The organism is Heyndrickxia vini, assembly GCF_016772275.1.
Classification (GTDB): domain Bacteria; phylum Bacillota; class Bacilli; order Bacillales; family Bacillaceae_C; genus Heyndrickxia; species Heyndrickxia vini.
Genome location: NZ_CP065425.1, coordinates 1170874 through 1185039, shown reverse-complemented (window position 1 = coordinate 1185039; position 14166 = coordinate 1170874). Strand labels below are relative to the sequence as shown.

The window sequence follows — 14166 nt, the reverse complement described above, 5'->3', positions numbered from 1 at the left end:
CACCTAATTTAAAAAAACATGAACCTCATTAAAAGTTCATGTTCAGAAAAATTATAGTTTATACACTCTTGCCTCATATGGCTGCAAAGTAAAATGTGTCATTGTATCATGCTGTGTAACCTCATAGTTATGAAGTAGGAGATTGTTATAGTTTAAAACATGGTTATACGAATACTCAATTGGCTGTTCCGATAAATTTGTAATAACTATTACCTTTTCGTTTTCTATTGTACGTGTATATGCATAGATTTGTGGATCGTTAGCTAGGATTAAATCATAACTTCCATACGTGAAAATTTTATTTTCTTTCTTTAGAGCAATCATTTTTTTATAAAAATGATAGACAGAATGTGGATCCTTTTGTTGTTTCTCTACATTTATTTCTCGATAATTTGGATTTACGCCCATCCATGGTGTACCTGTTGTAAACCCGGCATGGGTGTCATCCGACCATTGCATTGGCGTTCGGGAATTATCTCGACTAGATGCCCAAATGACTTCCATGATTTTTTCATGGGATATACCCGCTTCCGAACGAATTTTATATAAATTCTTCGTGGCTACATCATCATATTCATCAATCGTTGCATATTTAACATTGGTCATGCCAATTTCCTGTCCTTGATAAATAAATGGTGTGCCTTGCATTAGAAAGTACATAGCACCTAAAGCTGTCGCACTTCCATACCAATACTTTCCGTCATTTCCCCATGTTGAAACGACACGTGCTTTATCATGGTTTTCAATAAACAATGCATTCCAGCCATTGTTTTCAAGGCCCTTTTGCCATCTGCTTAAAATCTTTTTTAACTCTACAATATCAATATTTGTTTTGCTCTCTGCATCCCATAAACCAAGGTGTTCAAATTGGAAGACCATATTAAATTTCCCATTGTCTTCCCCTACCCATCCATCGGCTTCATCTATTCCAACACCATTTGCTTCGCCTACGGTCATAATATCGTATTTTGAAAAGGTTTCTTCCTTTAATTCCTCTAAAAACGGTTGAATCCCCTTCACATTCATATGCTTATCAAAGGATGAAACATACTGCAGCCCTTCCGGATTAGGCATGTCATGAAGTCCTTCTTCTTTTTTAATATGACTGATCGCATCCACCCGAAATCCGTCAATTCCCTTATCTAACCACCAATTCATCATTTCATAAAGCGCATTTCTCACATCTTTATTTTCCCAATTTAAGTCTGGTTGTTTTGTAGAAAAAATATGAAGAAAATATTGATTGGTCGTCTCATCATACTTCCAAGCAGAGCCACCGAAAATACTTTCCCAGTTGTTCGGTTCTTTCCCGTTCTTCCCATCGCGCCAAATATACCAATCACGTTTCGGGTTATTTAATGAAGATCTAGATTCAATAAACCAAGGATGCTCGTCGCTTGTATGATTAATAACTAAATCAATAATTAATTTCATGTCACGTTTATGAACTTCCTCTAACAATAAGTCAAAATCCGCCATGGTCCCAAATTCGTCCATGATATCTTGATAATCACTAATATCATACCCATTATCATCATTTGGCGATTTATACATTGGACAGATCCATATGACATCAATTCCTAAATCCTTCAAATAATCTAATTTTGAAATAATCCCGTTTAGATCGCCGATTCCATCGCCATTTGAATCTTTGAAACTCCTAGGATATATCTGGTAGGCAACCGCTTCTTTCCACCATGTTTGCTTCATAAACATTTCCTCGCTTTTCTTTTTCATCATAAGGTGTAAACTGAAGCATTTTTATATGAATAATTTATATACTCTAGCTTCAAAAGGTAATAATGTAATTTTTTCTATTGAGTCAGCAGAATTGACTTCATAATTTGAGATTAGCAGCTCTTTATCAGTAAACTGAATTTCCTTAGGAAGTTCAAATAGACAATTTTCTTTAGAAAAGTTTAAAATAATCAACAACTTTTCTTCATCTAATGTACGAGTATAGGCAAAGATTTCATTATGATCTGCCAAGATTAAATCATATGTACCGTACACGATGATGTCGTGTTGTTTTCTTAATTGAATGAGCTGTTTGTAATAGTGAAAAATAGAATCATCATTAGTTAACTGCTTCTTTGCGTTAATTTCCTTATAGTTTGAATTTACTGTTATCCAAGGTGTCCCGGATGTAAATCCTCCATGATTCTGGTCATTCCACTGCATAGGGGTTCTTGCATTATCTCTCCCTTTCACATAAATGGATTCCATAATCTGCTGATGATTGCTATCGTTTTCGCTTATTTTTTCTTTATACATATTCAAAATCTCGATATCTTTATAGTCATCAATTGAATCAAAACGAACATTCGTCATTCCAAGCTCTTCACCTTGATAAATGTATGGGGTCCCTTGTAAAAAATGAAGAAATGTAGCAAGCATCTTTGCTGATTCTTTCCAGTATTCTTTATCATCACCAAATCTTGATACCATTCTTGGTTGGTCATGATTATTCAAATAAAGACTATTCCAGCCAACACCTTCTAATCCTTTTTGCCATTTAGTAAATGAGGCTTTAAATTCATGGAAATTCAGATCTTTTAAATCCCATTTCCCTTTAGGTCCCGAATCTAAGTCGACATGCTCAAATTGAAAGACCATATTTAACTCATTACGGTTTTCGCCAGTGTATTGTTTTGCCATTTCAACATCTACACCGGGCATTTCACCAACTGTCATAATGTTATATTTAGAAAGAACTTCCTGATTCATTTCTTGTAAGTATTCATGAATTTTCGGTCCATTCATATAAAAATTAGCACCCGATGCATATTTCTTCCCTTGTACATTTTCCCCATTCGGTAATCCAGGTACTTTTGAAATAAAGTTGATAACGTCCATTCTAAATCCATCAATGCCTTTATCTAACCAATATTTCATTGTTTCATATACTTCTTCACGAACTTTACGGTTTTCCCAATTTAAATCGGGTTGTTTTTTGCTAAAAAGATGGAGGTAATATTCTTCTGTTTTTTCGTCATACTCCCACGCCGAACCACTAAAGACGGATTCCCAGTTATTTGGTTCCTGACCATTTTCTCCCGGCATCCAATAATAATAATCTCGATATGGATTGTCTTTAGAACTTCTTGCTTGTTTAAACCATTCATGTTCATCGGACGTATGATTGACAACTAAATCCATCATTAATTTCATTCCACGATGATGGATTTCGCTTAGTAATTCATCAAAATCATCCATCGTTCCAAATTCATCCATAATTGCTCGGTAATCACTGATATCATATCCATTATCATCATTCGGAGATTGATATACAGGAGAAAGCCAGATGACATCAATTCCTAATTCTTTTAAATAATCCAGTTTATTTGTTATTCCTTTTAGATCCCCGATTCCATCGCCATTCGAGTCATTAAAGCTTCGCGGATAAATTTGATAAACGACACTCTCTTTCCACCAGCTTTTTTCCATTTGATACCCACACCTTTTATTCGTATTATTTCTTTATAATTTTCGCACACGTTTTTCTTTCGATCATTTTAGCCGGAATTGTGATTCGCTTAGGTAAAGTTTCCGGATGATTTATTTTATCCAATAAACAGCCTGCGGCTTCAATTCCTAATTGAAAAATATTGATATCTACGGATGATAATGGAGGTCTCATATACTGACAAAGCATAATATTGTTAAAGCTGACAATCGAAATATCCTCTGGTACGCGTATCGATAAATCCTCTGCTATACTCATCAATTTAATTGCAAGGAAATCATCTGTTAACACAATGGCCGTCGGCACTTCTTTGCTGAATAAATATTCAATAATCGCTTCCTTTTCATTTTCCTTCAGCCATTTCTCATGGATTACATAGTCTTTCTTGAAGGGAATTCCGGCTTCCTCCATTGCTTGTTTATACCCTTCCATCCGATCAATGGTAAAAACATCTTCTGTATTCACACCAATAAATGCAATTTTTTCGTGCCCTTTATCAATAAGGTATTTCGTCACTTGCTTAGTGGCATATATATTGTCATTATCAACATAGGTAATCCGCTCCGCATTATGAAATGGTCTTCCAATAACAGTAAATGGAAAATCATTATCTAGTAAATATTTCATGATTTTGTCATCTGTTTTTGAATAGAGGAGAATAATTCCATCAACTCGACGCCCTTGAACCATTTGAATAACTTCTTCAAAAATTTCTTCTTGAGTAGCACCTGTAGACAAATAGATACCAAAGCGATTTTCCCGTGCAATTAAACTGATTCCCCTCAATACTTCTGGGAAGAAAGGATTTTCTAGCACTTGCGTAGCTGAATTCGGCATAATGATTCCAATTGTTTTCGTACTTTTTACGACTAAGCTTCGTGCTTGGAAATTAGGATGGTATCCTAATTCGTTCATTGCTTCACGTACCCGCCTTTTTGTTTCTTCACTAATGCGCGGATTATCAGCAATGACCCTTGACACCGTAGAAGGTGACACTTGAGCTACTCTTGCTACGTCTTTTATTGTTACTGTCATTGTTTCTATCCCCCGTTATTCAAATGTAAGTATTTCTATTGTAAACGGTAAGTATTGATAATTACGATTATTTTACAGAGCCTTCAGAAATTCCTTTAATAATTTGTTTTTGCAGGAAGAAATACACGATAATAACCGGGATAATTGCAATTGTTAAACCAGCTAATGCTAAATGCCATTGTTTCGTATATTCTCCAAAGAAGAAGAACATTTTTAAAGGAATCGTTTCCATTCCTTCTTTATTAATAACGAGTGATGGCAATAAATAGTCATTCCAAATCCAAATAATGTTTAAAATCGCAACAGTAACCGTAATTGGTTTTAACATTGGAAAGATAATATACCAAAATACTTGAAAACGATTCGCTCCATCGATTGTAGCCGCCTCATCAAGAGATTTTGAAATTCCTGATAATGTACCATGATATAAAAAGATGGAAAGACTTGATCCAAATCCTAGATACATGATGATAATTCCTATTCGATTGAGCATTTCCATTTTCCCGAATATAGAAACAAGTGGGATCATGACGGATTGAAATGGAATTAACATTGCAGCAACGAAAAGGAAAAAGATTAACCCGCTAATTTTACTTTTTCTGCGTGATAGTGCATACGCTGCCATCGATGAAAAAATAACAATTATGACGACTGCAACCACGCTTATTAAAATCGAATTAAATAAGGTTTTTAAAAAATCTAACTGGTTAAATGCCTCCACATAGTTATCAAAGGTAAATTGTTTAGGAAGTTTCAACGTATCAGTGAATATTTCCCGCTTTGTTTTAAAAGAGTTTACGATCATTAAGTAAAACGGTGAAAGCCATAGGAGAGCCAAAATGATTCCTATCGTACCAATGATAAATGATTTTTTCTTTTTTCTGCTCACTACATTTCGACCTCCCGTTTCTTATTGACATACACTTGTGTTAGTGAAATGGCGGCAACGATAATAAAGAAAATAACTGCCTTTGATTGGGCATATGCCATCGCATTTTCAGTAAATGCCGTTTTGTAAATTTCCATCGCCACCATTTGTGTGGAATGAAAGGGTCCTCCACCTGTTAATGATAGGTTTTGATCATATAATTTAAATGAATTCGATAATGTTAAAAATAAACTTACTGTAAATGCTGGCGCAACTAGAGGAAATGTAATATGCATAAAGCGTTGGAAACTATTTGCCCCATCGATTTCTGCTGCCTCCAGTAATTCTTGTGGAACACTTTCAAGATAGGAGATATAGATAACCATAATGTATCCAGCCATTTGCCAACTCATTAAAATTGCTAGAGCCCAAAAACCGGTTGTTGAAGTTGACAACCATCCTTGCAATGATTCAATCCCTAATAATTCACCAATTCCGGAAAATACTTTAAGAAATATGAATTGCCAAATGAAACCTAGGATAAGTCCGCCAATAAGATTCGGCATAAAGAAAATCGTTCTTAGTAGATTACTTGTTTTCATTTTTTGCGTAACAATAAGTGCTAGAGCAAGCCCGAAAAAGTTAATCAAGAATACCGAAACAACTGTAAATTTCACAGTAAACCATAAGGACTCCAAAAATTCCTGATCCTTAAATAGATTGATATAATTTTCGAAACCGATAAACTGAGGATTTTCAATTCCATTCCAGTTCGTAAAAGAGTAATATACTCCATAAATTAATGGTAAAATAACAACGATTGCTAGCGCAATGAGAGTAGGAGCTAAAAACAACCAATACCATAAATTCCTTTTTTTCATCATTATTCCTCCAATATTGAAATGCGGTAGCGCCTTTTTATAAGTCACCTTAATGAGTGGCTAACCGTAAAGCCACTCATTAAGATGACTTAGTTTTAAAATAATATAGAAAACAAAGCAACCCATGCTGCCTTGTTTTCTATTTTTAAATAAGACGTATTATTTTCTTGAAGATTCCCAAGCTGTTTTTGAATCTTTGACTAATTCATCCCAGCTTATTTCTCCACTTAAATACTTTTGAATATCCACACCTAATTTTTCTTGTCCCCATCCAGTAGGATAGCCCATGAATACCCAAGGAATTGTTTTTCCGTCTTGTGCATATTGATAAACTGCTTTAGCTAGAGGATCAGAAATTTTGCTTGCATCAAATCCATCATATGCAGGGATGAATTTGAAATCATTAATAACCGCTTCTTTACCAGCGTCAGAAGTATATAGCCAATCTAAGAATTTCTTCGCTTCTTCTACTTCTTTCTTATCTTTATTTTTATTTACTGCCCAGTACATAGGTACACCGACTGGTATCGCATCTTCTTTAAATCCTTCAACAGGGATTGGTAAAAGTCCAATGCCATTGTCCGCTAAATCTTGATCAATACCAGCAATTGAACTATATACCCAGTTCCCTTGCTGAATCATTGCTACCTTACCAGTAGAGAATAATTCCTCTACCTGTTGAGAGTAATCAAGACTTACCGTAGGTTGTACAGAATATTTGTTTTCTAAATCAAGCACATTCTTGAATGCGTCACCATATTTAAAATCAACTTTTTTCGCATTAAATGTATCAATAACATTTCCATTGAATTCTGGTGATAAGAACGTATTAGATAAGTGTAAACCAGTTACCCATGTTTCTTTTCCAGGTAAGGCAAATACACCTTTTAATCCTAATTCTTTTTTCTTATTGTCTAATGTTTTCACTGCATCTTGCAATTTAGCAAAAGAAGTAATGTCTTTCGGATTGATTCCTGCTTTTTCAAAAACTTTTGTATTATAAATGAAGCCATATCCTTCTTGGTTATATGGAAGTCCTAACACTTCATTTCCTTTTTTCACACCATCAAGTGTTCCATCTAATGCAACTGATGCTGCTTTTGTATCAGATAGATCTGCTAATTTCGTTTCCCAATCTTTCACATCTTGTGGTCCACCTACATTATAGATAGTAGGCTCATTACCAGACGCGAATTTAGATTTCAATGCTGCACCGTAATCTTCTCCACCACCGACAGAAGTAATATTGATTTTTACACCCTTATGTTCATCTTCGTATTTTTTTGCAACCGCTTTAAATTGGTCTTTAAATTCTACTTTAAATTGAAAAATATCAACCACTACATCACCTTTTGATGAACTTCCACCTTTCGATTTATCACTAGAAGAACATCCTACTAATCCAACACTTACTAAAAGCAATAGTGCAAGCATGGCTGGAAATAGCTTTTTCATTTTCATAAATGATACCCCCATTATTTGTTATGACACTAATCATGAAATGTTGCCTACTCAGGAAACCGTTTGCATAAAAATCGACAAATATACGTTCTTTTATCTAAAGCTACTAATCTAATAATTAAACGCTTTCATAGCATAGAAAAGAAAAACAGCATCTTGCCTACTCACCTAAAAGTTCCACACGTAGTGCAAACGATTGCATGAACTTATGTCATTATATTAGCACAGAGATTTCTAATTTACAATAAAAAAATTTTTTTCATTAAAAAAGAGTAAAAACTTGTTTTCATAACAAGTCCTTACTCTCATTCACTCGATCTATCTTTTATTTAACGTCAAAAACCCAGCCCGCCTGAAGCAATTTTAGAAATTTATTATTTTTATCATCCGTTTCCATATACGATAACGACCCTAATTGTAAGGCATATTTAGTTCCAGTTCCCGCTTCAAAATTGGTTGTGATTTTTATTTGATCACCTGGGGCGATGAATCCTTCTTGCTGCTGATTATTACTTGCGCCATATAAACGTTCATCTTTATTGGATTCAGCGTATAAACGCAAATTACTTGATGAATCGAATAATAGTTTATATTTGCTATTATTTTTTATTGTATAGTTTACTTGTATGATAGAATCACTTACTTTTTTCACCTCATTTAAAGTAAATGCTACTTGATCTACTACAGCTGTATCACCCACTTTAAACGCTGCATTCTTCTGCTTTTTCGTTAATAAAAATCCAGAGTTGAGTTCAATTGGCATATCAATGTAGTCATTAAGGTGTTTAGGTGATTGGGGCCAGTCTACTGCCCGGGTTATTTTAAAATTGACATTTGCAATATTGTTCCATTTCAACGGTTCAAAAACGGTTTCGTTCTTAACAGGAGCCTTCCACGTTATTTTGACATTTCGGATATAATCTTTTGAAAAGTCCGATGTCAATTTATCTTTTAACTTAAAGGAAGCCAGTCGTTCGATAATTGTTTGCGTATCTTTCATCATTTGTAGATATGTTTCATTAATCGTATCTTTGACATCAGCAACAAGATCAAGGTGGAGCGTGTAATATGTTTTTTCCCCTTCGACTTTTCCTCTTCGTGGATTATAATACCCTGCCCTTATTCCATCAGGCATAACCCTTTCAATATACCCGTCTTTAATCTGTACTTTTTTTTGCAAATCCTGTGGAATCATATCCTTGGTGATGGTTGTCTTTTCTGGAAGTTCTTCTTTTATAAGTGCCTCGGCCCGTTCCTCGACAGCTTTTTTATCGTTTTTATGAAAGGGCAAACCAGTAGATCCTGAACGTAAAAAGTATCCAATAGCTAATACGACGATTATACCAATGAGGATCATCGATTTTGTTGGTTTCATAAACAGGGACATCCTTTCAAGCCGCTTTTCTAGTAGTCTATTTCTTTTTTTTCAATTTCTCTATTGATTTATTAATTTCCTTTATTTCTTTTTCCTTTTGCTTTTTTGATTTCTTTTTGTCATCTTTAATACTTTTTATTTCTTGTTCTTTCGCTTTAATTTGTAGTGGGATGTCACCAATTTCTTTAGCGAGCCCTTCTGCTTCTTTTGTCTTTCCTAATTCAAGATAACTATTGATCGCTAATGTTTTTGCCCGCTTGTTACTTTTTGGCTGCTGTTCGGCTATTTGGGTGACCGTATCATACTCTTTTTTTAGCCATGCCTGTTCAATTTGGATAGATGGTGAATCAGATTGTAAATTCAGCAAAACTTTCTTGGATTCTTCTGTGTTAAGTGCTACTAGTTTTGCTGCAATCTCATCATTAAACTCATTAGATAACATCGCTGCTTTTCTTAAGCTTTCTGGGGTATTTTGTTTCATATATTCCCTTACAAGCAATTGTTGATCTTCGTCAGATAGATTCTTTATACTTGCCAGTTTCTTTATGGCTTCATCATTTTTTCCATCAGCCAAAAGTCTATATGCTGCTAGTAGCTGTTCTTGCCGATCCTTTTCCGCGTTTACCATCACTAGCTTTTTTTCTACCGATTTTTTATCATCATTACTTGAGGCAAGCGCATTCGAATTTGGTTTGACTTGGCCCATATACATAATTACGATACCAATAAGAAGACCGATCAATAAGAAGCTGAACGGTGTAGCCCATTTTTTATTTTCCTTCGTTATTTGTTGCTTATCCTGTTCTTTATGCGGCTTTATTTCAGATAAATTTTGGTCGTTTATTTTATCATTTGTTTTACTTAATTTCTCAACAGGCTTGCTATCTTTTATTATTTTTTGCTCTGCTTCTTGCACTTGTACGTTAGAAGAAAGGATGTTCTCAATTTCTGACAACGATTTAGCCTTTCCTAAATCTTTAACAAAAGAATGTTTGACCGTTATATTTGTTAGTCCTTTATTAACAAGCTCAGCAAAAGATTTTCCAGTAAAAAGTGAGATAATCAAACATTTAATGTGGAAAACAAATGCCTTTCCATCTTCCAATTCAGGTGGAAGCACCGAACGTATCCCTCTATGGACAAACTTTACGTCTCCTGAAGAATTAGCATAAATATTATCCGGATGAATATAGGTAGTAAATTGTGTTCCTTGAATTTTTTGGATTTGCATAATTTCTTTAGCGATCTTTATTTTTGTTTTCAATGCTGCCCCAGTATATTGCTGCAATGGTTTATAACCATTTGGTAGTGTATAGCATAAATAAATCGTTGATTCTTTTATCTCCTGTTTCTGGCAAGCTAAGAACAAAGAATCTGATTTCGTTAATTCCATTAATTGCTCCGCTTCAATTACTTTTGTATTTTTCAATGGAATTTCGACAATTAGCTCATGATCATTTTTCTGTAATACACCGTGGGGCAGCTTAATTCTCTCTGCCATTCGAAAGCCTCCTTGTTTTTAACAGTTGTACTTATTTATGAAATTGGTCGTAGGCAATATAAACAATTACACCGATGAAAAAAAATATAGAAAATACATATTTCGAAATTAACAAACCCTTTTTTAATGAATGATTTTTTCCTTTAGCAAGCTGCATTTGCGTTTTTTTTAGATAGTCTTTTACTTCCCCGGCCGTTTGAATTCGCTCATTCGGGTTTGATTTTACTAGTAAATGAATACATTTCTTTAAGCTTTTTGGTAATTGCTTTCGGAAAAACTGAATAGGTTTCTGTGTGATATAAACATATTTGCCGCCGGAAAGTAAGTAGTACATTAATGCACCTAATGAAAACAGATCTGTTCTCGTATCCGATTGTCTTTTTTCGAATTGCTCGGGTGCCGCGAATCCGACCGTACCTATTTGTAATGTGTCCTTCGCTTTATTTTCCGTGTACTTTCGTGCAATTCCAAAGTCGATTAGCTTTATATCCCTCGTTTTCGTGATCATAATATTCGCTGGTTTTAAATCCCGATAGATAATTGGGGATGGTTTCCTTGAATGTAAATAATGCAGAACATCGCATAGTTGGATGCAGATGTTTACGACTGTCTCTTCATCGATGAAACAATCATTTTGTTCGAACCATTCATACAAGGTTTCACCTTCAACATATTCTTGAACGAGATAAAAGAATTCTTTGTCTGGTGAAGAGAAAAAATCGGCAATTTTCGGTAATGAAGGATGATCCAATTCACTTAATATTTTTGCCTCTGAAAATAGCCTTTTAGAAATCTTCTTCTCCATATCAGCTACTTTTATCGCCCAAAGGCGGTTTTCTTCTTTACATTCTTTCGCCAGATACACGACCGACATTCCACCTGAACCGATTTGTTGAATAATTTCATATTGGTTCTTTAAAATATCTCCTTCGGCTAAATGAATATTATGTTTGGCCATAGTATCTAACTCCAACGTTTATGATTCAAAAAGGATAATAGGTTAAACTTATCGTGACTTTGGTTGTTGTCATTTTCTTTATTAAATATGTTTCGTAATAGAATGACAGTAATATTGTCTTTTGTCCCGGTATAATTCGCTAAGTTTACTAAGTAATCAGCTAAAGTTTGCAGATCCGTATATTCTTTCTCTAAACCAAGAATCGTGTCCGCAATTTCATCATTGGAAAACATTGAATAAAATCCGTCCGTACATAATAAAAATAAATCACTGGATTGATAGGTACCCATTTGTCCCCATGGATTAATACCGTTTTCAATTCCTAAACATTGGGTTAATACATTGCGCTTCCGATGATTACGTGCTTCTTCCTTGGTCAGTTTTCCCTTTTTCACTTGCTGTTCCACCCAAGAATGATCCTCTGTTAGCTGAACAATTTCCACATCGGTTTCCAGTGTTTCTGTATTTTGCTTTTTCAAAAATTCCATTCCTTCTCTATCACTTAATGCCCGGAAGAAGTTTTGAAATCCAACATTTCCACCTTTAAATTGGTATATTCTACTATCTCCGACATGGCAAATCGCATAGTCTCCTTTATATAACATTAAGATAGAGAAGGTTGTTCCAATCTTTGTCCCATACTGCAATAATTGCTTATTCATTTTATTGAACAATTGGTTCATTTCGGTGATTAGCCGTTGAAGACAATTTTTCTTCTTTAAAAACTTTTTAATGTTTCTGTCCCACCATTGTTCAAGAATTGTAATCGCCATTTTACTTGCTGCATCACCACGTTCATAACCGCCCATACCATCAGCAATGGCAACTATCGTAAATTCATTTCCAACTGCATCTTCTATCGTCTGAATAAAATAATCATCTTCATTGATTTGTTTGACAGGACCGGTGTGAGTTGCAATCCCTATTTGCCAATTTTGATTAGAAATCATTCCTTACTACTCCCACTTAAATCGGTATTCCACTTTGCCGATAGTTAAACAATCATCTTCGTTTAAGGCATAGATTTTATATGGGATTAATGTTTCTCCATTTAATTTCGTTCCATTCCTTGATCCAAGATCCTTCACACCGTAGCTATTATCAATTTTGATTAATTCTAAATGAACTCGAGAAATCCCTACACTATCCTCTACATAATCAACTGCCGCTTCATTTCTGCCTATCATAAAATGATCTTCTGTTAACTTAATATGTTCAACTTCCCCATTTCGATCTACTTCCAAATAGGGTTCAACGATCGGTTGAACGAAGTCATCATCCATCTCGTCTGCTAACAATACGGTATCGTCATTTTCGACTAGTAAATTTGTATCTAGTGAAAAAGATTGTTCTTCACGAATAGGGTTTAGTTTCTTTTGTTCGGTTTGTTTGATTCGAATCGGTTTTTCAACCTTTGCTTGCTTACTATCCGTTTGTGTCATTGGAGGAACCGCGGGAGGTTCCATGATATTCGTTGCTGTTTGAATGTTTGTTGTACTTCCCCCATAATATGACTGAGATTGCTGAGGATTTGGCACAAATGCTTGATTATTCATTGCACCGACTGGTAATGGGACATTTTGTTGAAAATTTGGATTTTCCGTTGCTTGATTAGAGGCAGCCGCTTCTGATGCTGCTAATGTGCTTTGCCCCTTCTTCAAAAGCAAGATTGCACCAATTACAAGAACAGCAACAGATAAGACAGTACATACTAATAACATCATTTGGGTAGGAACTGCTTCGAAAATCTTCCAAATAATTGTTAATGCCAGCAGGCCAAGGACAATAATATATACTTTTTGTCTTTGCGTAAAAGCTGAACCGCGCTTTTCTTTTTTTAACGTTTCTTTTGTCTTCTTTTTAGCCGGTGGCTGTGAATCTGTTTTTACTTCTTGATTTTGTACTGGTGATGATTGCTGACTTATGGCATTTGGTTGGTTCGCGTAATTTCCTTGAACTCCTGTATTCATTTGATTCGAATGAATCGATTGATTTGCTAATCCATTTTGATAATTGGTATAAGGTGTTGGACGGAGCCTCTGTAAATCGATTAACAGTTCCTTTAATCCTGCTAAACTAAATGATGGATCCTCCACATATTGGGAAATATGCTTTTGTTCACTTCCTTGTAAACTTTCAACTTGCTTAACAATCCGCAGTAGTAATTCTTTCAACTCATCCAACGTACTTGATTTCTTCTCAAACGATTGGATAGGTAAATAGGTTAAATAGAGTTGTTTCACTTCTTTACCAATAAAGATAAAGTCTTCTTTTAATATGTAATGATGTTCATTGAGCATATACAATTTACTTTGTTCCAACGTTGTAATGATATTTATAAATAGTTGATAGAAATCAAAAGATGAAAGTGTATGATTGTCTAAATAGGATTGTAAATTACGTTTGGATGTTATGTCATAATATAACCGTATATTGAAATCCAGTTCTTCGATTGAAAGAGGAAGAATATTTGGTATTTGATTGGATTGCATCATTTTTACTTGAAGTGGAATAAGTGCATCCCCTAATAATTGTTCCCCTTGATTTTCGTAAAGCATTAGGTAATGACCATTTTTTTGATAAAAATCATAACCAATTCCATATATTGATGATTTCATTTT

11 protein-coding genes are annotated in these 14166 nt (G+C 34.6%); all 11 read right to left on the bottom strand.

Annotation, left to right across the window (positions count from 1 at the left end; genetic code table 11):
- Positions 1–51 precede the first annotated feature (51 nt).
- Complete coding sequence (locus tag I5776_RS05810) at positions 52–1710, bottom strand: glycoside hydrolase family 13 protein (protein ID WP_202780707.1); 1659 nt, start codon at positions 1708–1710, stop codon at positions 52–54.
- Between the two features lie 51 nt (positions 1711–1761).
- Entirely contained in the window at positions 1762–3447 is a 1686-nt protein-coding gene (locus tag I5776_RS05805) for a glycoside hydrolase family 13 protein (protein ID WP_202779406.1), read from the bottom strand.
- A gap of 25 nt (positions 3448–3472) precedes the next feature.
- The gene (locus tag I5776_RS05800) at positions 3473–4501 is read right to left on the bottom strand and encodes a LacI family DNA-binding transcriptional regulator (protein WP_202779404.1); all 1029 of its coding nucleotides are present in this window, start codon (positions 4499–4501) and stop codon (positions 3473–3475) included.
- Between the two features lie 67 nt (positions 4502–4568).
- Complete coding sequence (locus I5776_RS05795) at positions 4569–5390, bottom strand: carbohydrate ABC transporter permease (protein WP_202779403.1); 822 nt, start codon at positions 5388–5390, stop codon at positions 4569–4571.
- Positions 5390–6250, bottom strand: a complete 861-nt coding sequence (locus tag I5776_RS05790) for a carbohydrate ABC transporter permease (protein ID WP_202779401.1) — start codon at positions 6248–6250, stop codon at positions 5390–5392. Before I5776_RS05790 ends, I5776_RS05795 begins: the two co-directional genes overlap by 1 nt.
- Before the next feature lie 159 nt (positions 6251–6409).
- Positions 6410–7711 (bottom strand): ABC transporter substrate-binding protein, encoded by a 1302-nt coding sequence (locus tag I5776_RS05785; RefSeq protein WP_202779400.1) that lies wholly within the window; start codon positions 7709–7711, stop codon positions 6410–6412.
- Between the two features lie 325 nt (positions 7712–8036).
- Positions 8037–9086 carry a DUF4352 domain-containing protein gene (locus I5776_RS05780; RefSeq protein ID WP_202779399.1) on the bottom strand — a complete coding sequence of 350 codons (1050 nt, stop codon included), beginning with the start codon at positions 9084–9086 and terminating at the stop codon, positions 8037–8039.
- A 37-nt stretch (positions 9087–9123) separates the two neighbouring features.
- Positions 9124–10587 carry a type VII secretion protein EssB/YukC gene (locus I5776_RS05775; protein WP_202779398.1) on the bottom strand — a complete coding sequence of 488 codons (1464 nt, stop codon included), beginning with the start codon at positions 10585–10587 and terminating at the stop codon, positions 9124–9126.
- A gap of 31 nt (positions 10588–10618) precedes the next feature.
- Positions 10619–11545, bottom strand: a complete 927-nt coding sequence (locus I5776_RS05770) for a serine/threonine protein kinase (RefSeq protein WP_202779397.1) — start codon at positions 11543–11545, stop codon at positions 10619–10621.
- Between the two features lie 5 nt (positions 11546–11550).
- Positions 11551–12495: a PP2C family protein-serine/threonine phosphatase gene (locus I5776_RS05765; RefSeq protein ID WP_202779396.1), complete on the bottom strand. Its 945-nt coding sequence runs from the start codon at positions 12493–12495 to the stop codon at positions 11551–11553.
- Between the two features lie 6 nt (positions 12496–12501).
- Positions 12502–14163: a DUF6382 and FHA domain-containing protein gene (locus I5776_RS05760; protein WP_202779395.1), complete on the bottom strand. Its 1662-nt coding sequence runs from the start codon at positions 14161–14163 to the stop codon at positions 12502–12504.
- Positions 14164–14166 lie beyond the last annotated feature (3 nt).

What these genes read in the sequence shown, in the direction of transcription:
- I5776_RS05780 (WP_202779399.1), bottom strand. Translation starts at nt 9,086, where the DNA reads ATGAAACCAACAAAATCGATGATCCTCATTGGTATAATCGTCGTATTA.
- I5776_RS05775 (WP_202779398.1), bottom strand. Translation starts at nt 10,587, where the DNA reads ATGGCAGAGAGAATTAAGCTGCCCCACGGTGTATTACAGAAAAATGAT.
- I5776_RS05800 (WP_202779404.1), bottom strand. Translation starts at nt 4,501, where the DNA reads ATGACAGTAACAATAAAAGACGTAGCAAGAGTAGCTCAAGTGTCACCT.
- I5776_RS05770 (WP_202779397.1), bottom strand. Translation starts at nt 11,545, where the DNA reads ATGGCCAAACATAATATTCATTTAGCCGAAGGAGATATTTTAAAGAAC.
- I5776_RS05810 (WP_202780707.1), bottom strand. Translation starts at nt 1,710, where the DNA reads ATGAAGCAAACATGGTGGAAAGAAGCGGTTGCCTACCAGATATATCCT.
- I5776_RS05765 (WP_202779396.1), bottom strand. Translation starts at nt 12,495, where the DNA reads ATGATTTCTAATCAAAATTGGCAAATAGGGATTGCAACTCACACCGGT.
- I5776_RS05785 (WP_202779400.1), bottom strand. Translation starts at nt 7,711, where the DNA reads ATGAAAATGAAAAAGCTATTTCCAGCCATGCTTGCACTATTGCTTTTA.
- I5776_RS05760 (WP_202779395.1), bottom strand. Translation starts at nt 14,163, where the DNA reads ATGAAATCATCAATATATGGAATTGGTTATGATTTTTATCAAAAAAAT.
- I5776_RS05790 (WP_202779401.1), bottom strand. Translation starts at nt 6,250, where the DNA reads ATGAAAAAAAGGAATTTATGGTATTGGTTGTTTTTAGCTCCTACTCTC.
- I5776_RS05805 (WP_202779406.1), bottom strand. Translation starts at nt 3,447, where the DNA reads ATGGAAAAAAGCTGGTGGAAAGAGAGTGTCGTTTATCAAATTTATCCG.